At 63.4% G+C, this 20,331-nt stretch carries 18 protein-coding genes; all 18 read left to right on the top strand.

The window, feature by feature from the left end:
• Window positions 1-3: 3 nt before the first annotated feature.
• The 18 genes from NDB2M4_RS02075 to pnp all read left to right on the top strand — a co-directional run bounded on the left by NDB2M4_RS02075 (window position 4) and on the right by pnp (window position 20,282).
• Window positions 4-447 carry a Fur family transcriptional regulator gene (locus NDB2M4_RS02075; RefSeq protein WP_072369396.1) on the top strand — a complete coding sequence of 148 codons (444 nt, stop codon included), beginning with the start codon at window positions 4-6 and terminating at the stop codon, window positions 445-447.
• Between the two features lie 17 nt (window positions 448-464).
• Entirely contained in the window at window positions 465-1,346 is an 882-nt protein-coding gene (locus tag NDB2M4_RS02070; RefSeq protein ID WP_083555656.1) for a lyso-ornithine lipid O-acyltransferase, read from the top strand.
• A gap of 149 nt (window positions 1,347-1,495) precedes the next feature.
• Complete coding sequence (gene miaB, locus NDB2M4_RS02065) at window positions 1,496-2,842, top strand: tRNA (N6-isopentenyl adenosine(37)-C2)-methylthiotransferase MiaB (RefSeq protein WP_210186510.1); 1,347 nt, start codon at window positions 1,496-1,498, stop codon at window positions 2,840-2,842.
• A 118-nt stretch (window positions 2,843-2,960) separates the two neighbouring features.
• Entirely contained in the window at window positions 2,961-3,956 is a 996-nt protein-coding gene (locus tag NDB2M4_RS02060; RefSeq protein ID WP_072369393.1) for a PhoH family protein, read from the top strand.
• An 8-nt stretch (window positions 3,957-3,964) separates the two neighbouring features.
• Window positions 3,965-4,549 (top strand): rRNA maturation RNase YbeY, encoded by a 585-nt coding sequence (gene ybeY, locus NDB2M4_RS02055; RefSeq protein ID WP_083555654.1) that lies wholly within the window; start codon window positions 3,965-3,967, stop codon window positions 4,547-4,549.
• Window positions 4,550-4,551: 2 nt separating this feature from the next.
• On the top strand, window positions 4,552-5,640 hold the full coding sequence (locus NDB2M4_RS02050) for a hemolysin family protein (protein ID WP_072369390.1): 1,089 nt from the start codon (window positions 4,552-4,554) through the stop codon (window positions 5,638-5,640).
• Entirely contained in the window at window positions 5,637-7,310 is a 1,674-nt protein-coding gene (lnt, locus tag NDB2M4_RS02045) for an apolipoprotein N-acyltransferase (RefSeq protein WP_083555651.1), read from the top strand. The genes NDB2M4_RS02050 and lnt overlap by 4 nt, the downstream gene beginning before the upstream one ends.
• A gap of 195 nt (window positions 7,311-7,505) precedes the next feature.
• On the top strand, window positions 7,506-7,937 hold the full coding sequence (locus NDB2M4_RS02040; RefSeq protein WP_072371658.1) for a helix-turn-helix domain-containing protein: 432 nt from the start codon (window positions 7,506-7,508) through the stop codon (window positions 7,935-7,937).
• Window positions 7,938-8,087: 150 nt separating this feature from the next.
• Entirely contained in the window at window positions 8,088-9,296 is a 1,209-nt protein-coding gene (metK, locus tag NDB2M4_RS02035) for a methionine adenosyltransferase (RefSeq protein WP_072369386.1), read from the top strand.
• Entirely contained in the window at window positions 9,271-10,005 is a 735-nt protein-coding gene (trmB, locus tag NDB2M4_RS02030; RefSeq protein ID WP_083555649.1) for a tRNA (guanosine(46)-N7)-methyltransferase TrmB, read from the top strand. The genes metK and trmB overlap by 26 nt, the downstream gene beginning before the upstream one ends.
• A gap of 177 nt (window positions 10,006-10,182) precedes the next feature.
• Entirely contained in the window at window positions 10,183-10,785 is a 603-nt protein-coding gene (rimP, locus tag NDB2M4_RS02025) for a ribosome maturation factor RimP (RefSeq protein WP_072369383.1), read from the top strand.
• 4 nt (window positions 10,786-10,789) lie between these two features.
• The gene (gene nusA, locus NDB2M4_RS02020; protein WP_072369381.1) at window positions 10,790-12,442 is read left to right on the top strand and encodes a transcription termination factor NusA; all 1,653 of its coding nucleotides are present in this window, start codon (window positions 10,790-10,792) and stop codon (window positions 12,440-12,442) included.
• Between the two features lie 32 nt (window positions 12,443-12,474).
• Window positions 12,475-13,116 carry an RNA-binding protein gene (locus NDB2M4_RS02015; RefSeq protein ID WP_244536024.1) on the top strand — a complete coding sequence of 214 codons (642 nt, stop codon included), beginning with the start codon at window positions 12,475-12,477 and terminating at the stop codon, window positions 13,114-13,116.
• Between the two features lie 41 nt (window positions 13,117-13,157).
• Window positions 13,158-15,929: a translation initiation factor IF-2 gene (gene infB / locus NDB2M4_RS02010; RefSeq protein WP_072371654.1), complete on the top strand. Its 2,772-nt coding sequence runs from the start codon at window positions 13,158-13,160 to the stop codon at window positions 15,927-15,929.
• A 189-nt stretch (window positions 15,930-16,118) separates the two neighbouring features.
• Complete coding sequence (gene rbfA / locus NDB2M4_RS02005; protein WP_139247057.1) at window positions 16,119-16,520, top strand: 30S ribosome-binding factor RbfA; 402 nt, start codon at window positions 16,119-16,121, stop codon at window positions 16,518-16,520.
• Window positions 16,521-16,526: 6 nt separating this feature from the next.
• Window positions 16,527-17,438, top strand: a complete 912-nt coding sequence (gene truB, locus NDB2M4_RS02000) for a tRNA pseudouridine(55) synthase TruB (protein ID WP_072369375.1) — start codon at window positions 16,527-16,529, stop codon at window positions 17,436-17,438.
• Window positions 17,439-17,629: 191 nt separating this feature from the next.
• Window positions 17,630-17,899, top strand: a complete 270-nt coding sequence (gene rpsO, locus NDB2M4_RS01995) for a 30S ribosomal protein S15 (RefSeq protein WP_072369373.1) — start codon at window positions 17,630-17,632, stop codon at window positions 17,897-17,899.
• A gap of 160 nt (window positions 17,900-18,059) precedes the next feature.
• Entirely contained in the window at window positions 18,060-20,282 is a 2,223-nt protein-coding gene (gene pnp, locus NDB2M4_RS01990) for a polyribonucleotide nucleotidyltransferase (RefSeq protein ID WP_072369371.1), read from the top strand.
• Window positions 20,283-20,331 lie beyond the last annotated feature (49 nt).

Genomic DNA, 20,331 nt, shown 5'->3' with positions numbered 1-20,331 from the left:
CGCATGGCCGAATCTGCAAATCCAGGGTTGAGCCGCATCGAACGCCTATGTGCCGAGCAAGGGCTGCGGATGACCGGCCAGCGGCGCGTCATTGCCCGCATTCTTTCGGCTGCCAAGGATCACCCGGATGTGGAAGAGGTGCATCGCCGGGCGAACGCCGAGGACCCGCGCATCTCGATGTCGACGGTCTACCGCACGCTAAAGCTGTTCGAGCAGAAGGGGATTCTCGAACGGCATGATTTCGGCCTGAAGCGCGGCTTCTATGAGGTTGCCTCGCGCGAGCATCACGACCATCTGATTGATGTGGCCACCGGCCGCGTGATCGAGTTCCGCAACGAGGACATCGAAGCGCTGCAAGAGCGGATCGCGCGCGAGCTCGGCTTCAAGCTGGTGGGCCACAGGCTTGAGCTTTATGGCGTGCGCACGAAGTCGGCGAAGAAGCCGTAGCCCACGCGGAGAGAGTTATGGGTGCGTTTCGCGGTGGTGCTGTTCTGGCGGGCTTCTTCGCACTCACGGTGCCTTTGATGCCTGTGCAGGCGCTGCTCGTGCAGTCTGGATCGCGTCGGGCCCGCACATTTCCGCATTGGTACCATCGACAGGTCTGCCGCCTGCTCGGCATCCGCATCAAAATTACCGGGAAGGTGGCGAGCGATCGCCCGGTGCTGATCATCGCCAATCATACGACGTGGTTGGACATCCCGGTGCTGTCTGCCGTGGCGCCGGTGTCGTTCGTTGCCAAGAAGGAGGTGGCGAACTGGCCGTTCGTGTCCTCGCTGGCGCGGCTGCAACGCACGGTCTTCGTCGACCGTTCGCGGCGCACAGCGGTGGGTGCGACGGCGGGCGAGATCACGGGGCGGCTGGCGCGGGGCGACACCATCGTGCTGTTTGCAGAGGGGACGTCGAGCGACGGTAACCGTGTTCTGCCCTTCATGACCTCGCTATTTGCGGCGGCCAAGCCTTCGGCCGGTGAGGTGGGCGCCGCCCCGGACGCCGTGGTGCAGACGTTGTCGGCCGTCTATACGCGCCTGCACGGCCTGCCGCTGGGCCGGGCGGATCGGCCCGGGGTGTCCTGGTTCGGGGACATGGAAATGCGCTCCCACGCATGGGAGTTGCTGAAGGCAGGGCCATTGGACGTGGAAATCCGCATCGGTGCGCCCGTTCCCCTCGCCAGCTTTACCGATCGCAAGGAACTGGCGCGGCACAGTGAAGGGGAAGTCCGCGAGAACGTCGTGCGCAGCCTGAGGGCCAAGCAGGACGGTGACAAGGTGGACGTCGCCGATCCGGTAGCCGCACCCGCCGCCGTCAGGGTACGTGTCGCCGCAGATCCGGGGCAGAAGTGGACGTAGGGAGCATCGCTCGATAGACAGGTGGACCCGCACCGGCTGGCCGGCCGGGCACGAAGCCGAGCGGTAGTTGGATGCCCATGGACGATCGTCTTCCGGAGATTGAAGAGGATACGGCAGCATCGGTGCTAGCCGAGCCCGCCCAGGCTGAGATGCCGCGGGCTGGACGCAAGGTGTTCGTGCGCACGTTCGGCTGCCAGATGAACGTCTATGATTCCGAGCGCATGACCGAAGCGCTGCAAGCCGACGGATACTCTGAGACGAGCGCCATCGAGGATGCCGATCTCGTCATTCTCAATACCTGCCATATCCGCGAGAAGGCGGCGGAGAAGGTTTATTCCGACCTCGGGCGCATCCGAGTGCTGAAAGAAGAGCGTGCGGCCGCCGGCAGCGACACCGTAGTCGCCGTGGTCGGATGCGTGGCGCAGGCCGAGGGCGCGGAGATATCGCGGCGTGCGCCAGTGGTCGATCTAGTCGTCGGGCCGCAGAGCTATCATCGCCTGCCGCAGCTCATTAGGCGTTCGCGCGCCGAAGGGCGCTCGCTGGTCGAGACGGACTTTCCGGAAGAAGAGAAGTTCGCGCACCTGCCAGCGCGGGCGCCCACGCGCAACGTGACGGCGTTCCTCACCGTGCAGGAAGGATGCGATAAGTTCTGTACGTTCTGCGTGGTGCCGTATACGCGCGGCATGGAATATTCGCGCTCGGTTGCGGATATCGAGCGCGAGGCACGGTCGCTGGTGGATGCCGGTGTGCGCGAGCTGACGCTGCTGGGGCAGAACGTCAACGGTTATCACGGCGATGGCCCAGGCGGGCGGACGTATTCGCTCGCCGATCTGGTGCGCCATCTTGCGCGCATCGATGGGCTGGAGCGGCTGCGCTACACGACCAGCCATCCGCGCGGCATGAGCGATGACCTGATCGCGGCGCACGGGGACGAGCCGAAATTGATGCCCTATCTGCATCTGCCGTTCCAGGCGGGTTCCGATCGCATCCTGGCGGCGATGAACCGGAAGCACACGGCGCAGGAATACATCAATCTCGTCGCACGCATTCGGGCAGCACAGCCGGATCTGGCGCTGTCGACCGATGTGATCGTCGGGTTCCCGGGGGAGACGGACGCCGAGTTCGAAGAAACGCTGGCGGTGTTCGACGAGATTGGCTTTGCAGCCGCATTCTCGTTCAAGTACAGCGCCAGGCCCGGCACGCCGGCAGAGAAACTCGATGGCCAGGTGCCCGAGGCGGTTAAGACCGAGCGGCTGGCGCGGCTACAGGCGCGGATCGAAAAACACCAGTGGGACTTTGCCGCGCGCTGCGTTGGGCGGACCCTCCCCGTGCTGTTCGAGCGGCCTGGACGGCACCCTGGTCAGCTGATCGGGCGCTCGCCGTTCTTGCAGGGTGTGCATGCCGAAGCGCCTCAAGAACTACTCGGCCGCATTGTTCCTGTTGAAATTTCATCCTTCGGTACCAATAGTCTAGCCGGTGTCATACGTCCGGAGTGATGATCCGGTAACGCTATGGCGGCCTTTGGTCTCCCCGGCGCTGCGGGGTGGCCCGTGCTTGTGCTACGTTAATCATCTGGAAGTGACGATTCGCAGCGAACGACGTCTGGAGCGCCGATTGGCAGCATTTCGTGGGAATCCGGTCGCTGGACCGGGACGATCACCCAAGGCCCAGGTTGCAAGCAAGCGCCTGGTCGTGCCGTTCGAGGACAACCGTCATCTGACGCGGCTCCTCGGAGAATACGACAGTCACCTTGCCCTGATGGAAGATCGCCTCGGAATAGAGGCGCATGCCCATGGCAACGTCGTCACCCTCAGCGGTCCTGAGGCGGAGTGCGATCTGGCGCGGGTCGTGCTGGAAGAACTCTATGGCCGTGTTGCGGCTGGGGATGCCATCGGCGCGGGCGACTTCGACGGGCTCATCCGTCATGCGCGCGAGGAAAGTGTGCCGGGTGACGGGCAGGCGCAGATCACCACGCGCCGCCGCGTAGTCAAGGCGCGCACGCCGACGCAGAGCACGTACATCCGGGCGCTGGACAAATCCGATCTCGTATTCGGCATCGGTCCGGCTGGCACCGGCAAGACATACATCGCTGTCGCCTATGCCGCCCATTGCCTGGAACGCGGCATCGTGGAGCGGATCATTCTTTCGCGTCCGGCTGTGGAAGCGGGCGAGCGGCTCGGCTTCCTTCCGGGCGATATGCGCGAGAAGGTCGATCCTTATCTGCGGCCGCTGTACGATGCTCTCTACGACGTGCTGCCGCCGGAGAAGGTCGAGAAGGACCTTGAAACGGGCGTTATCGAGATTGCTCCGCTGGCCTTCATGCGCGGGCGAACGCTGGCCAATGCCTTCGTCATTCTCGATGAAGCGCAGAATACGACCAGCATGCAGATGAAAATGTTCCTCACCCGCCTTGGCGAAAATTCGAAGATGGTGGTGACGGGCGACCCGAGCCAGATCGACTTGCCGTTCGGGATGAAATCGGGGCTCGAGGAAGCGACGTCTCTACTAGACGGCGTCAAGGGGATCGAGACGATCCGGTTCACCGGCAAGGACGTTGTGCGTCGTGATCTCGTCGCTCGTATCGTTGAAGCATACGACAGGCAGAAGTAGTTCGTATCATGCCAAGTATCTCACCGGGCTCGGCGGCATCGCCGAACGATGGTGCCGAGGTCGCTGATGGCGACCCTCCGATAAGTAGCGTCATCGATGTTGTGCATGACGGCGGCGACTGGGAAGCGGTTGCCGGCGCCGATGAACTCGTGCGCGTTGCAGCCCGTGCAGTCACGCAGGACTTGGCGCTGGAGAACATCGAGGTTTGCGTTGCGCTGTCGAGCGATGAACAAGTCGCTGAACTGAACGGCAGTTATCGCGGCAAGCCAACTCCCACGAATGTCCTGTCATTCCCCGCGGTGCCGATGTTGCCGATGGAGGGCGACGCGCGCTTTCTCGGTGATATTGCGCTGGCGCTCGAAACCCTGCAGCGCGAAGCGGACGATATGGGTGTTCCGGTGGCTCACCACCTGCAACACCTCGTCGTGCACGGGTTTTTGCACCTCTTGGGTTACGATCACCTGACGGACACAGAAGCAGAGGAAATGGAGGCGCTAGAAGTTCGCATTCTTTCACGGCTAGGCATTGCTGATCCTTACGCCAATGCCGGAGATCCGATCGGGCAGAACATGTCTGACAGCGAACGCGATTGAACATGAGTAACGTCCACGCACCCAAAGATTTGCCGGCTACGATATCCGACGCCGACGATGGAGAGCCTTCCAATGGGCCCTCCAACGGAATTCTCAACGCACTGTTAAGCCGCATCGGACTGCGGTCGCCCAGCCTGCGCGAACTGCTCGAGGCCGACCTGAAGGGCGGGACTGACGCGGATGCCAGCGCTGCCGCATTCTCGACCGAAGAGCGCGAGATGCTGCGGCGGCTATTGAGGTTCGGGGGGCTGCGCGTCGACGACATCATGGTGCCGCGTGCCGATATCATCGCGCTCGAAGAGAGCGATTCACTGGCGGACCTGCTGAGGACTTTCAGCGAGGCGGGCGTCTCACGCATTCCGCTCTACAGCGAGACGCTGGATGATCCGCGCGGCATGATCCACGTAAAGGACTTGTTCCGCTGGCTGACGCAGGAGGCGGCGGAAGGGGCTATCAACACACCCATCGCCGTTGCCGACAAGGACAAGGCTGACCAAGCCACGGGGTCGAAGCCTGCAGAAGGCGAGCCAGCTTACTTCGATTTCAAGCGTGTCGACCTTTCCCGGCCGATTGCGTCGGCAAAGCTGCGGCGGCCGGTGCTCTACGTTCCGCCCTCGATGCCGGCGACGAACCTGCTCATTCGCATGCAGGCAACGCGTATCCACATGGCCCTGGTGGTCGACGAGTATGGCGGTACCGATGGTCTCGTGACCATTGAAGACCTCGTCGAGCAGGTGGTCGGTGATATCGAGGATGAGCACGATGTCGCCGAGGCGGCGTATATCGTCGACGATCCGAAGTTGGGCCTTATCGCTTCCGCGCGCACGCCGATCCAGCAGCTCGAGGAGCATCTTGGGCTCAAGCTGTTGAAGCCTGAAGAGGAGGAGGACATCGATACGCTCGGCGGGTTGATGTTCTCACTGCTGGGCCGCGTTCCTGTTCGCGGTGAGCTGGTGCGTCACCCGAGCGGCATTGAACTCGAAGTTCTGGATGCGGACGCCCGACGGCTCAAGAAGGTGAAAATCCATCGGCCCCGCGCGCATGAGACGCGGGATCGCTCGGCGGCGGCGGTAGAGACCGAGGGCACGTGAGCGGCGCTATAGCACCGGTGCAGCGGGGGGCGGTTTCCGCCGGGGCGCGTGTGGTCGACACCTTCGCGCAGGCGCGACAGCTCGTCGCCGCCGCGTGCGGCTGGTGGCGCGTGGCGATTGCTTTCGGCGCCGGTGCACTTTCGGCGCTTGCGATGGCGCCGTTTTTTGTCACGCCGGTTCTGTTCGTCACACTGCCAGTGCTGGTGTGGTTGATCGATGCTTCCGACGGCAATACCCCACGTGCCCGCTTTTTGCGGGCGGCGGGCGCCGGCTGGTGGTTCGGCTTCGGCTATTTCCTGCTTGGCCTTTTTTGGGTGGGCGAAGCGTTCCTGGTGGAAGCGGACAGGTTCGCTTGGCTGATGCCGTTCGCCGTGGTGATGCTGCCGGGAGGGCTGGCCCTGTTTACCGGCGCGGCTACCGGGATCGCGCGGCTCGTTTGGCCGGGGGGCTTTGCCCGGGTGCTGGTGCTGGCGCTGGCCATTGCCATGGCCGAGTGGCTGCGCGGCCACGTGCTGACGGGCTTTCCTTGGAATGTGCTGGGCTATGCGCTGACGTGGCCTTTGGAGCTGATGCAGTCGGCGTCGCTTTTGGGCATTTACGGGCTGACCCTGCTGGCAGTGACGATATTCGCGGGGCCTGCGGTTGTCGTTGCCGATGGCAAGGCACAAGCGCCGACGCGGGCTGTGGGGGCTGGGCTCGGCTTGGCCGTGCTTCCGATGTTGGCGCTCTACGCCTATGGGGCGTGGCGGATGCCGGCTGAAGCGTCGCCGATGCTCGATGGCGTCAAGGTTCGCATCGTGCAGGCGAGCGTTCCGCAGCGAGACAAGTGGCGGCCGGAAAAGCAACGCGAGATCTTCGAGGATCAGCTTGCGCTTTCGCGTCGCGATGCTTCAGGCAAGCAGGACGACCTGGCGGGGATCACGCATCTGATCTGGCCAGAGGCGGCTATGCCGTTTCTGCCGCTGGAGCATCCGGAAGCTCTGAACGAGATCGGCAAGCTGCTGCCGGATGGAACGCAGCTACTGTCCGGTGCGCTGCGGGTGAAGCATGCGGAGTCTCCGGTGGGGGGACAGCAGGCTTTTAACAGCTTGATGGTGTTCGGCCCCAATGGCGCCCTCGAACACCTTTATGACAAGATCCATCTGGTGCCCTTCGGTGAGTACCTGCCGATGCAGTCGGTCCTCGAGAGTATTGGTCTGGAACAGCTCACGCGCTGGCGCGGGGGGTTCTCTACCGGTGTGGAGCCTCGGCCGCTTCTCTCTATCGCCGGGCTGCCGCCGGTCGCTGGACTGATCTGCTACGAAGCGATCTTTCCGGCTTCCATCGTGCAGGGTGCGCAGCGGCCTGGGTTGATCGTCAACGTGACGAACGATGGTTGGTTCGGCGATACGACGGGGCCTTGGCAGCACTTCCACCAAACCAGGGTGCGGGCAGTAGAAGAGGGGTTGCCGATCATACGGGCTGCAAACAACGGCGTGTCAGCCGTTGTTGATCCTTACGGAAGAGTTACCGCGATGCTTATGCTTAACGAGCGCGGCGTCGTCGACAGTGGAATACCCGCGTCTATCCGGGCGCCGGTTTATGCGCAGTTCCACGATTGTACTTCCGCAGCTCTAGCGCTGATCTTCCTTGGTGCTTCTGTTCTCTTCGCACGACGTAGACGGGATTAGAGACAATTTGGCTGTTGTTCTGGCGGGGGGCAGCGGTCATAGATATGTGGTCGGATCAATTCGACCAAAAGAGCGCCTCGCAGGGTGTGGGCAAAGCAACCATCTCGCGAGTCAAGCGCGCAAAAACAACTAATATCGACAGTTAAGGTATGCGGCATGTCGAGAGAAAACACACTGGGCGACAACGAAACAGAAGTGGTGGAAGAGCGTGGCTCGCGGCGCGCCAACCCCGTGGATGTCCACGTGGGCGGACGCGTGCGTCTGCGCCGCATGCTGCTGGGAATGAGCCAGGAAAAACTCGGCGAGCACCTGGGGCTCACTTTCCAACAAGTGCAGAAATACGAGAAGGGCATTAATCGCATAGGCGCCAGCCGGCTCTTCGACCTGTCCCAGGTGCTCGGGGTGCCGGTGCAGTTCTTCTATGAGGAATTGGTGATGTCGGGCATGGACGGAGCCGCTGCAGGCTTTGCCGAGCGTCCGGCTGAGAGCTACGCTGCCGAGTTCCTAGGCAGCCGCGACGGGCTGGAGCTCAACAAGGCTTTTGCCCGGATCACGGATCCTCGGGTGCGCCGTTCGATCGTGGACTTGGTGCGCGCTTTCGCCGGCGAACAGGCCCAAGGCGAATAAGCAAATCAGCTTTGCCGATATGCATTTGGGCAGCGACGTTAAGGACGCCGTTGCAAGCGTGACGCGCTTTGCGCGCCCTTGACCGGGCGCGCAAAGCTTGAGAAAACCCCGGCGAATTCGAGCCAAACACCGAAGAAACGGGGCAACTGAGTGGCACGCAAATCCTACCTGTTCACAAGCGAATCCGTTTCCGAGGGGCATCCCGATAAAGTCTGCGATCGCATCTCTGATGAGATCGTAGATCTTTTCTATCGCGAGGGGCCGAAGGCGGGCATCGATCCGTGGGCTATTCGCGCGGCGTGCGAAACGCTCGCGACGACCAACAGGGTTGTCATCGCTGGTGAGACGCGCGGCCCGGAGACGGTGACGAAGGATTGGATCGCGCACGTTGCGCGGATGGCGATCCGTGACATCGGCTACGAGCAGGAAGGCTTCCACTGGGACAAGGCCGACATCGAAGTGCTGTTGCACCCGCAGTCGGCTGACATTGCTGCCGGTGTCGATGCGCTGCAGCCGGGCACCAACAAGGAAGAGGGTGCCGGCGATCAGGGCATCATGTTCGGTTATGCGTGCACCGAAACGCCTGAACTCATGCCGGCGCCAATCTACTACGCGCACAAAATCCTGCGTGACCTTGCCGAGGCGCGCCACAAGAAGGAAGGCCCTGCTGCAATGCTCGGGCCTGATTCCAAGAGCCAGGTCACCATTCGCTACGAGGATGGCAAGCCGGTCGGCGTGACGCAGATCGTCGTCTCGCACCAGCACATCGATGAGGCGCTGAGATCCAAGCAGATCCGCGATATCATCGAGCCGTTCGTGTTGAAGGCGCTGCCGCAGGGCTGGATCAACAAGGACACGATCTGGCACGTCAATCCGACGGGTAAGTTCTTTATCGGTGGTCCCGATGGCGACTGCGGCCTGACGGGCCGCAAGATCATCGTCGACACGTACGGCGGCGCTGCTCCGCACGGCGGCGGCGCGTTCTCGGGCAAGGACCCGACGAAGGTCGACCGCTCGGCTGCCTATGCGGCCCGCTATCTCGCGAAGAACGTCGTTGCTGCAGGCCTCGCGGACCGCTGCACGATCCAGGTTTCGTACGCCATCGGCGTCGCCAAGCCGCTGTCGATCTATGTCGACACGCACGGCACCGGCAAAGTCGAGGAAGCGCAGCTCGAGAAGGCGGTGGGCGAGGTGATGGATCTGTCGCCGCGCGGCATCCGCAAGCACCTCGACCTCAACAAGCCGATCTACGCACGCACCTCGGCCTACGGCCACTTCGGCCGCACGCCGGATGCGGAGGGTGGCTTCTCGTGGGAGAAGACCGACCTTGCCGATGCGATCAAAAAGGCCGTTGGCTGACGCTGGCGCCGAGGTGGAGACTGAGGTCAACGCGCTCGAGCTGCGCTCGTTCGGGCGGCGGCGCGGACGCAAGTTGAGTGCGCGGCAGCAGCATCTTCTGGATGATGTGCTGCCGCGGGTGTCGTTGCCCATTGGCACGGCGTGCACACAGCCAGTTTCAGAGCTTTTCCCGTCGGCTTGCTCGCGGGTGTGGCTAGAGATTGGCTTCGGCGGCGGTGAGCACCTATTGTGGCAGTCGCGTGCAAATCCCGAGGTCGGGCTGATCGGTTGCGAGGTGTTCGAGGACGGCGTCGTCAAGGCGCTGTCGGGCATCGAGACGGAGGGGCTCGAAAATGTGCGCCTGTGTGCGGATGATGCGCGCGCGCTGCTGCGTTGGCTTCCGGACGCCTCGATTGATCGCGTGTTCATTCTCTTCCCCGACCCGTGGCCCAAGAAACGCCACGTCAAGCGCCGCCTGATCAATCGCGCACTTCTCGATGAACTGGCGCGAGTGATGCGACCGGCCGGGGAGCTGCGCATCGGCACCGATATCGGCGATTATCTGCGGACGATCCTCATGGCTTTCAGGGGGCATCCCGCCTTCTCGTGGATGGCCAAGGGGCCTGGGGATTGGCGCGTTCGGGTCGCGGACTGGCCGCCGACCCGGTACGAGGCCAAGGCCGAGCGAGAGGGCCGCAGGCGCTACTTTTTGCGCTTTCGGCGGGCCTGATCGATTACGCGGGAGATGCGCCGCGGCCGCCCGGTGGGCGGGCTCTTGCGCGGGCCGTCACGATCCCGTAATATTTCCGGGCTCATGATCATCTCAACTGTCAGGAGTGGGCCCTCGCGGTCCGCTCTTTTTGTATTGGCATAAGGGATCGGCGTTCTGGCCGTAGACAAGCCGCATATGCAAGTTGGCGAAAGCGCCTCCACGGATCGATTCATCGTCGAAAGCGGGCCTGCTGCGCGGGTTGCCGAGCTCATCGAGCCGGCGCTGAGCGACCGTGGGTTCCGGCTTGTACGTGTCGTCGTTTCGGGGGGCGACAACGCGACCCTGCAGATCATGGCCGAGCGGACCGACGGGACGATGACGATCGAGGATTGCGAGACCATATCCAAGGAGGTCTCGCCGCTACTCGACGTGCATGATCCGATCGTGGGTGCATACCGGCTCGAGGTTTCGTCGCCGGGTTTAGATCGACCGCTGGTGCGTCCGTCCGATTTCGAGGATTGGGCCGGGCATGAGGCGAAGATCGAGGTGAAGGAGCTGATCGACGGGCGCCGGCGTTTCCGCGGCATTCTCGAGGGCTTCGAGGACGGTGAAGTGCGCATCGAGGTCGATCTCGGTGCTGCAGGCAAGAACGTGATCGGCATTCCGGTGGACCTCGTTGGTGAGGCGCGGCTGGTGCTGACAGATGATTTGATCCGCGAGGCTCTACGCCGCGCAAAGAAAGGCAACGCCTTGTCCGATGGTGCCGAAGCACCGGTGACGGACATCGAGGAGGAATAAGACCATGGCAATGGCTGGGATCAGCGCCAATAGGCTCGAGCTCCTGCAGATCGCGGATGCTGTCGCCCGTGAGAAGACGATCGATCGCAAGATCGTCATCGAGGCGATGGAAGACGCTATCCAGAAGGCGGCCAAATCGCGCTACGGCGCGGAGAACGACATCCGCTGCGAGATCGATCCCAAGACCGGCGAAGCGCGGCTTTCGCGCGTGCTGGCCGTAGTCGACGAGGTCGAGAATGACGCCACGCAGATCAACCTCGATGATGCGCAGCGCCGCAACAAGGATGCGAAGGTCGGCGATCTGATCGCTGAGCCGCTGCCGCCGCTCGATTTTGGCCGCGTCGCCGCTCAGAACGCCAAGCAGGTGATCGTGCAGAAGGTGCGCGAAGCCGAGCGCGAGCGTCACTTCAGTGAATACAAGGATCGCATCGGCGAGATCGTCAACGGCACAGTGAAGCGCGTCGAATACGGCAACGTGATCGTCGATCTGGGCCGGGCCGAGGGCATCATCCGCCGCGACGAAATGATCCCGCGCGAGAACGTGCGCTATGGTGATCGCATCCGCGCCTATATCTACGACGTGCGCCGCGAGCCGCGCGGTCCGCAGATCTTCCTGTCCCGCGCCCGCCCCGAGTTCATGTCGAAGCTGTTCGCGCAGGAAGTGCCGGAGATCTACGACGGTGTCGTCGAGATCAAATCGGTCGCGCGTGATCCGGGCAGCCGCGCCAAGATCGCGGTTATCTCCAAGGATTCCTCCATCGACCCGGTGGGCGCGTGCGTTGGTATGCGCGGCAGCCGCGTGCAGGCGGTGGTGAACGAGCTGCAGGGCGAGAAGGTCGACATCATCCAGTGGAACCCGGATGCTGCCAGCTTCATCGTCAATGCGCTGGCGCCGGCCGAGGTCACCAAGGTGGTGCTCGACGAAGACTCCAACCGTATCGAAGTTGTGGTGCCGGAGAGCCAGCTTTCACTGGCCATCGGCCGTCGCGGACAGAACGTGCGGCTTGCATCGCAGCTGACGGGCTGGGACATCGATATCCTCACCGAGCAGGAAGAGTCGGAGCGTCGGCAGAAGGAATTCTCCGAGCGCTCGAACATGCTCATGGAAGCGCTGGATGTTGACGAGGTCATCGCTCAGCTGCTGGTGACTGAGGGCTTCGCCTCGATCGAGGAAGTCGCTTACGTCGATCTTGGCGAAATCGCGCACATCGAAGGCTTCGACGAGCACACGGCGAACGAAATTCAGACGCGTGCGCGCGAGTATCTCGACAAGCAGGAAGCCGACCGAGATGCGAAGCGGCGCGAACTGGGCGTAGTGGATGACATCGCCAAGGTGCGCGGCGTCAACACGGCGATGATGGTCGCCATGGGCGAGAACGGCATCAAGACGCTGGAGGACTTGGCTGATTGCGCGACCGACGATCTCGTCGGCTGGACCGAGCGCAAGAAGGAGAAGGACTCCGAGCCCGTGCGTCACAAAGGCGTACTCGAGAGCTTCGATATCGGCCGGAAGGAAGCCGAGGACATGATCATGTCGGCGCGCGTGCTGGCCGGTTGGATCAAAGCGGAAGACCTAGAGCCGGCTGTCGAAGAGACGGTCGAAGGTGAGGCCGTGGCTGAAGCCGAAGGCGGCGAAGATGCCGCCGGCCAAGGCTAGACGGTGATGTTGGCGGCGAGAAAGGGATCGGATTGGGCGCTGAATTGCTCGAAGACGCGGAAGACGGTGAAGCGCGGGGCTCGCTCCGGCGTTGCGCTGTCACGCGCGAAGAGCTGGCGCCAGACGATCTGATCCGCTTCGTCGTCGACCCTTCAGGTACGATCGTTCCGGACCTTTCCCGCAAGTTGCCGGGCCGTGGTGTTTGGGTGAAGTGCGATCGGGCGGCAGTCGAGGCTGCGGTCAAGACGAATTCGTTCGCCAAGAGCCTGAAACGGCAGGTGAGCGTCCCCGAGGACTTGCCTAAGCGCATTGACGACCTATTTTTAGGTCGTCTCTCCAACGCGCTATCGCTGGCCAACAAGGCAGGTCTCGTCTCCACTGGAGCCGAGAAGGTCGAGAAGCTTCTCGGCGGTGGCCGAGCCGTTGCACTTGTGCATGGCGCGGACGGAACTGCCGAGGGACGACGCAAGTTGGACCGCAAGTTTTCGGCGATTCAAGGGGATAAAGGCCAATCTGCCCCCATTGTTGATTGGCTCACCATCGAACAATTGAGCTTGGCCATGGGCCGGTCAAATGTGGTACATGCTGGCCTCATACAAGGCGGAGCCACGAAGCGGGTACTGAGCGAGGCCGAGCGCATACGGCGCTACCGGTGCGGTATGGGTGCATCCTGAAGGCCGCAAAACCGGGATTTCGGAGTTTGAACGAGAAGAGCATGACAGAGACCAAGGACAACACCGACAAGACGCTCCGCGGAGGCGCGCGCAAGCCGCTGTCGCTGCAGCGGACCGTCGAGAGCGGCCACGTCCGACAGAATTTCAGCCACGGCCGTTCGAAGTCGGTAGTCGTCGAGAAGCGCAAGACACGCAAGCTCTCCGGCCCCGGCAGTGGAGAGCCAGAGGTCGCGAGCGCTGCTCCGGTGGCCGAGGCGCCGGTCGCACGTCGACCGATCCCCGCGGCTCCAGTGGAGAGAGCGACGCCGGCCGTCGGCCGCGGACTTTCCAACGAAGAGCGTGATGCTCGGGCCCGCGCACTTGCGGCAGCGCGTGAACGCGATGACGTCGAGCGTGAGGAACGCGAGCGCGTTGCTGCCGAAGCGGCGGCTGCTCCTCCGCCGCCCCCGCCACCAGTTCAAGAAGCCGCGCCGCCGCCGCCGCCTGTGGCGGAAGCGCCCGCTGCGCCGCCGGCTCCTGCTCCTGCTCCGGCTGCAACACGTGCGCCTGATGCACGGGCTCCGGCCAGCCGGCCGGAGGGCCGTTCGGAAGGGCGTCCGCAGTATCAGCGAGATCGTGGTCCGGATTCACGCGGCCCAGATTCGCGGGGTGGTCCCGGTGGGGCATCTCAACGTCCGCCGCGCCCGCACGATGGCGGACAGCGTCCGCGCACGTCGTACAATCCTGCCTTGCAGCCTCGTGAGGGTGGACGCCCGCGCGAGATCGACATCCCGATGCCGGTGCGGGCCAAGCCCGAACCGGAAGCGCCGAAGCGCGTGGCGCGTCCGGAGGCTGCCGAGGAGGACGAGGGTCGCGGTGCCGCGAAGGGCAACCGCAAGGTCGCCGGTGTGGCGCGCACGCCTACTCCGAAGCCGGACGAGCGTCGCGAGCGCGTCAAGCTGACGATCAACAACGCTTTCGATGAGAAGCAGCGCGAGCGTTCGCTTGCCTCGCTGAAGCGCAAGCGTGAGCGCGAGAAGCTCAAGGCGATGGGCATTCCCCAGACGCGTGAGAAGATCGTGCGCGAAGTGGTGATCCCCGAAGTGATCACCATTCAGGAACTTGCGAACCGCATGACGGAACGCGCCGTCGACATCATCAAGTACCTGATGAAAGAAGGCGCGATGCACAAGATCAACGATGTGATCGACGCCGATACGGCGGAGCTCATCGTGCAGGAGTTCGGCCATACGCCCAAGCGTGTGTCGGAAGCCGACGTCGAAACCGGTTTCATCGGCGACAAGGATGACGAAGGTCATCTCGAGCCGCGCGCCCCGATCGTTACGATCATGGGTCACGTCGACCACGGCAAGACGTCGCTGCTCGACGCCATCCGCCAGACCAACGTGGTGGCTGGCGAGGCTGGCGGCATCACGCAGCACATCGGCGCCTATCAGGTGAAGACGCCGAGCGGCGACAAGGTGACGTTCATCGATACGCCGGGCCACGAGGCGTTCACCGCCATGCGTGCCCGCGGCGCGAAGGTGACGGACATCGTCGTTCTCGTGGTTGCCGCCGACGACGGCGTCATGCCGCAGACGGTTGAAGCCATCAATCACGCCAAGGCTGCCGGCGTGCCGATCATCGTTGCGATCAACAAGATCGACAAGCCGCAGGCCGATCCCACACGCGTGCGGACAGAGCTGCTGCAGCACGAGATCGTGGTCGAAAGCATGTCGGGTGAGACGCTAGACGTGCCGGTGTCGGCACTGAAGCGCACCAACCTCGACAAGCTGCTCGAGGCGATCCATCTGCAGGCAGAAATCCTCGATCTCAAGGCCAACCCGAACCGGTCGGCCGAAGGCATCGTGGTCGAAGCCAAGCTGGAACGCGGCCGTGGTCCGGTCGGTACCGTGCTGGTTCAGCGCGGCACGCTGAAGGTCGGCGACATCGTGGTGGCGGGCAAGGCGTGGGGCCGCGTTCGCGCTCTCATCGACGAACTCGGCGCCAACGTGCCGTCGGCGGGTCCGTCGATTCCGGTCGAAATCCTCGGCTTCGACTCCGCGCCTGAAGCCGGTGACCAGTTCGCCGTCGTCGAAAGCGAAGGCCGTGCCCGCGAGATCACCGATTATCGCGTGCGCAAGCGCCGCGACACGATGGGCTCGGCTGGCACTCCGCGTACTCTCGAGCAGATGATGCAGTCGCTGAAGGAGACGGGCCGCAAGGACTTCACGCTGCTCGTCAAGGGCGACGTGCAGGGCTCGGTCGAGGCGATTGCAGGTTCGTTGCGCAAGCTCGGCACCGATGAGGTCGCCGCGCAGATCGTGCACTCGGGCGTCGGTGGCATCACCGAATCCGACGTGGCGCTGGCGAACGCGTCGAAGGCTGTCATCGTCGGCTTCAACGTCCGCGCCAATGCGCAGGCCAAGGCTCTGGCCGAGCGCGACGGCGTCGAGATCCGCTACTACAGCATCATCTACGATCTCGTGGATGACGTGAAAGCAGCGATGTCGGGCCTTCTGGCGCCGACGATCCGCGAGGTCTACCTCGGCAAGGCGGAAATCCTCGAGGTGTTCAACATCTCGAAGACCGGCAAGGTTGCCGGCTGCCGCGTTACCGAAGGCAAGGTCGAGCGTGGTGCCAAGGTGCGCCTGCTGCGCGACGACGTGGTGATCCACGAGGGTACGCTTTCGACGCTGAAGCGCTTCAAGGACGAGGTGAAGGAAGTGCCCGCCGGTCAGGAATGCGGCATGGCCTTCGCCAACTATCAGGACATCCGGGCGGGTGACCAGATCGAGTGCTTCAACATCGAGACGGTGACGCGGTCGCTTTAAGCCGCTCAGGTGCGCAGATCCGTTCGCCAACCGGCGAACGGTCGCGCTCCGCGAGGCGGCGGTTCGAGCTTTGCTCGGCTTCGCCAAGACCGCCGGGCCGCCTTGCTCCCTGGGCCTTCGGGCCGACCTGTTTACGTTTTGTGATGCCATCAGGCGGTCCAATCCCGTCATGGCAGATGGATTGAATTCGTGACGAGATCAAAGAAAACGGGGGGCTCAGCGCCCCCATCCCAGCGTCAGCTCCGCGTTGGCGAACTGGTTCGGCACAAGCTGGCGGAACTGCTAGCGCGTGGCGAAATTCACGACGACATCATCGCAGCGCATGTGATCACGGTACCGGAGGTGCGGCTGTCGCCGGACTTGAAGCTGGCGACCGTCTACATCGTGACGCTGGGTGACGCCGACACCGACGCGGTGCTGAAAGCGCTGGATCGCAACAAGCGCTTTATCCGCGGAGAGATTGCACAAGCGGTGAATTTGAAGTTCGCGCCCGACTTGCGCTTCCGCCGCGACGAGACGTTCGAGGAGGCGAGCCGCATCGATGCGCTGCTCGCAAGCCCGAAGGTCCGCCAGGATGTCGATAAGGACTAAGCCCCGATGGCACGACGCAAGAAGGGAAACCCGGTTCATGGCTGGGTGGTGCTGGACAAGCCTGTCGGCATGACGTCGACGCAGGCTGTCGGCGCGGTGCGCCGGTTGTTCGGGGCGCAAAAGGCCGGGCATGCCGGCACGCTCGATCCACTGGCAACCGGCATCCTGCCGATCGCGCTCGGCGAGGCGACGAAGACCGTTCCATTCGCCGTCGATGGCGAGAAGGCCTATCGCTTCACGGTGCGGTTTGGTGCCGAGACGGATACCGACGACGCGGAAGGGCAGGTGGTGCGCACGTCGGCCGTGCTGCCGACGCTGGAAGACATCGAGAACGTGCTGCCCGATTTTACTGGCGAGATCAGCCAGGTGCCGCCCGCATTCTCGGCGATCAAGGTGGATGGCAATCGCGCGTATGACCTCGCCCGCAGCGGCGAGACGGTCGTGCTCGATCCGCGCTGGATCGTGGTCGAAGACCTGAGGCTGGTCGATATGCCGGATGCGGCGACCGTGGTGCTGGAAGCCGAATGCGGCAAGGGCACCTACGTGCGGGCGTTGGCGCGCGACATCGGCCGGGCGCTTGAAAGCGCTGCCCATGTCATTGGGCTGCGGCGGACGAGGGTCGGGTCGTTCGACGAAGAGGCGTCTGTGCAACTCCAGACGCTGCAGGACGCCTTCGAGGCCGGCGATATCGACCAGTACCTGCGGCCGGTCGAGGCGGCGCTGGATGACCTGCCGGGGCTCAGCGTCGGGCCGAACGATGCAGCGAGCCTCTCCAGGGGCCAGGCGGTGCTGGTGCGCGGGCGCGATGCGCCGGTGCTGAACGGGGCCGCCTATGCCCACTTCAAAGGACGCATTCTGGCGCTTGGCGAACTGGAGAAGGGTGCTTTCCGGCCGACCCGCGTGTTCAATTTCGGCTGAGGGTCTGGCTTGGTCCAAAAGGTTCGGCGTTAACCCTTCGGAAGCCCTTTTTTACGGCGATTTCCCCTCGCCGCGGAGGGCGTCTCGTGTATAAGACCCGCACTACTTCGCGACCCTGCTGGACGACATCCCGGCTGTGGCCGCTTCGCGAGGGCTGAGCCCTCATCACATCTCAATAGAAAGGATACCCGATGTCGCTGTCTGGAGAGCGCAAGAGCGCGCTCATCAAAGATAATGCCACCAAGGCCAACGACACCGGCTCGCCGGAGGTTCAGATCGCGATCCTTACGCAGCGGATCAATGACCTCACCGAGCACTTCAAGCTTCACAAGAAGGACAACCATTCGCGTCGCGGTCTGCTCAAGATGGTCAGCCAGCGTCGCCAGCTGCTCGATTACGTGAAGCGCAAGAACGAGCAGCGCTATCAGTCCATCATCGAAAAGCTCGGCATCCGCCGCTAATCACATCAAGCACTCGGAAGGCCGGTGCGATGTGCCGGCCATCCGTGGGCAACCCCCGAGAGGCATCTCGCCTCGCACCTCGGCCAAGAGCCGAGGGTGGCGCTGCGGCACTCCGGCCGCTTCGCGCAACGCACCGAGATGAGAGAGAGAAAGAACGCACATGTTCGATATCCATCGTGTTGAAATTGACTGGGGCGGCCGTAAGCTGACGCTCGAGACTGGGCGCCTTGCCCGTCAGGCGGATGCTGCCGTTTATGCCCAGTATGGCGAGACCAGCGTGCTGGCGACTGTCGTCGGCGCCAAGTCGCCGAAGCCCGGCATTGATTTCTTCCCGTTGACCGTGAACTACCAGGAAAAGACGTACGCCGCGGGCAAGATCCCCGGCGGCTATTTCAAGCGCGAAGGGCGTCCGACCGAGAAGGAGACGCTGACGTCGCGTCTCATCGACCGCCCGATCCGCCCGCTGTTCGTCGAGGGCTTCAAGAACGAGACGCAGGTCGTCGTCACCGTGCTCTCGCACGACATGGAGAATGATCCCGACATCCTGTCGCTGGTGGCCGCTTCGGCTGCGCTGACACTGTCGGGTCTGCCGTTCCTCGGTCCGATCGGCGCTGCACGCGTCGGCCTCATCGGCGGCGAGTTCGTGCTCAACCCGATGATCGACGAGATGGCGGAATCGACGCTCGACCTCGTCGTGGCCGGCACCACGGACGCCGTGATGATGGTCGAGTCGGAGGCCAAGGAGCTTCCCGAGACGCAGATGCTGGAGGCCGTGATGTTCGGCCACAAGCATTTCCAGCCGGTCATCCAGGCGATCATCAAGCTTGCCGAGAAGGCCGCCAAGGAGCCGTGGGACATTCAGATCCCCGACGCGCAGAAGTATTCGGCGAAGGTTCGCGAGTTGGCCGAGGCTGACCTGCGCGCCGCCTTCTCCACCAAGGAGAAGCAGAAGCGCTATGAGCTGAAGGCCGAGGCCAAGGCGAAGGTGAAGGCCGGAATCGAGATTCCGGACGATCCCAACGAGCAAGTGCTGCTGTCGGACACGTTCAAGGCGCTGGAAAGCGAGATCGTGCGTGGCGACATCGTCAGGACGGGTCGCCGTATCGACGGCCGCGATCTGAAGACGGTTCGTCCCATCGTCTCTGACGTGCACGTGCTGCCGCGTACGCACGGCTCGGCGCTGTTCACGCGCGGTGAGACGCAGGCTCTCGTCGTTGCGACGCTGGGCACCGGCGAAGACGAGCAGTTCGTCGATGCGCTGGAAGGCACCCGCAAAGAGCGCTTCCTGCTGCATTACAACTTCCCGCCTTATTCGGTGGGTGAGACGGGCCGCATGGGCTCTCCGGGCCGTCGCGAGATCGGCCACGGCAAGCTGGCGTGGCGCGCGATTCGCCCAGTGATGCCGGGCCAGGAAGACTTCCCCTACACGATCCGCGTCGTGTCGGAGATCACCGAGTCGAACGGCTCGTCGTCGATGGCGACGGTGTGCGGCACCTCACTGGCCCTTATGGATGCCGGCGTGCCGATCAAGTCGCCGGTGGCCGGCATCGCCATGGGTCTGATCAAGGAAGGCGAGAGCTTCGCCGTTCTGTCGGACATCCTGGGCGATGAAGATCACCTCGGCGACATGGACTTCAAGGTGGCTGGCACCGACCAGGGCGTCACGTCGCTGCAGATGGACATCAAGATCACGGGCATCACCGAAGAGATCATGCGTGTTGCGCTCGATCAGGCGCGCGAAGGCCGCATGCACATCCTCGGCGAGATGTCGAAGGCGCTGAGCTCGACGCGTACCGAGCTCGGCGAGCACGCTCCGCGCATCGAGACGATCAAGATCCCGACCGACAAGATCCGCGAAGTGATCGGCTCGGGCGGCTCGGTGATCCGCGAGATCGTTGCCGAGAGCGGCGCCAAGATCGACATCGAGGACGACGGCACCGTGCGTGTCGCGGCCGCCAAGCGCGAGTCGATCGAAGCCGCCCTGAAGCGCATCAAAGAGATCGCTTCGGAGCCGGAAGTCGGCACGATCTACAAGGGCAAGGTCGTGAAGATCATGGACTTCGGTGCGTTCGTGAACTTCTTCGGCGCCAAGGACGGTCTCGTTCACATCTCGCAACTCGCGCCGGGTCGTCCGGCGACGGTCGGCGAGGTCGTGAAGGAAGGCCAGGAAGTCTATGTGAAGCTTCTGGGCTTCGACGAGCGCGGCAAGACGCGTCTGTCGATGAAGATCGTCGATCAAACGACGGGCCAGGAGATTCCGCGTGCCGAGGGCGAGGAACCGGAGCAGGAGTTTTCTGCAGCGCGTCCGCCGCGTCGTGACCGCGAAGGTGGTGGCGGCGGCCGAGACCGGCGCCCGCCGCGCCGGGATCGCGAAGCTGGCTAAGCTGAAAATAACAGAGGCCGCCGATTACATCGGCGGCCTTTTGCTAATG

It is taken from the genome of Hyphomicrobium sp. NDB2Meth4, from assembly GCF_900117445.1.
Classification (GTDB): domain Bacteria; phylum Pseudomonadota; class Alphaproteobacteria; order Rhizobiales; family Hyphomicrobiaceae; genus Hyphomicrobium_A.
This window is presented reverse-complemented; position numbering and strand designations above follow the sequence as displayed.

What these genes read in the sequence shown, in the direction of transcription:
- NDB2M4_RS02070 (WP_083555656.1), top strand. Translation starts at nt 465, where the DNA reads ATGGGTGCGTTTCGCGGTGGTGCTGTTCTGGCGGGCTTCTTCGCACTC.
- NDB2M4_RS02050 (WP_072369390.1), top strand. Translation starts at nt 4,552, where the DNA reads ATGAGTAACGTCCACGCACCCAAAGATTTGCCGGCTACGATATCCGAC.
- truB (WP_072369375.1), top strand. Translation starts at nt 16,527, where the DNA reads ATGGCACGACGCAAGAAGGGAAACCCGGTTCATGGCTGGGTGGTGCTG.
- infB (WP_072371654.1), top strand. Translation starts at nt 13,158, where the DNA reads ATGACAGAGACCAAGGACAACACCGACAAGACGCTCCGCGGAGGCGCG.
- rimP (WP_072369383.1), top strand. Translation starts at nt 10,183, where the DNA reads ATGCAAGTTGGCGAAAGCGCCTCCACGGATCGATTCATCGTCGAAAGC.
- miaB (WP_210186510.1), top strand. Translation starts at nt 1,496, where the DNA reads ATGCCGCGGGCTGGACGCAAGGTGTTCGTGCGCACGTTCGGCTGCCAG.
- trmB (WP_083555649.1), top strand. Translation starts at nt 9,271, where the DNA reads ATGCGATCAAAAAGGCCGTTGGCTGACGCTGGCGCCGAGGTGGAGACT.
- nusA (WP_072369381.1), top strand. Translation starts at nt 10,790, where the DNA reads ATGGCAATGGCTGGGATCAGCGCCAATAGGCTCGAGCTCCTGCAGATC.
- pnp (WP_072369371.1), top strand. Translation starts at nt 18,060, where the DNA reads ATGTTCGATATCCATCGTGTTGAAATTGACTGGGGCGGCCGTAAGCTG.
- NDB2M4_RS02075 (WP_072369396.1), top strand. Translation starts at nt 4, where the DNA reads ATGGCCGAATCTGCAAATCCAGGGTTGAGCCGCATCGAACGCCTATGT.
- ybeY (WP_083555654.1), top strand. Translation starts at nt 3,965, where the DNA reads ATGCCAAGTATCTCACCGGGCTCGGCGGCATCGCCGAACGATGGTGCC.
- rpsO (WP_072369373.1), top strand. Translation starts at nt 17,630, where the DNA reads ATGTCGCTGTCTGGAGAGCGCAAGAGCGCGCTCATCAAAGATAATGCC.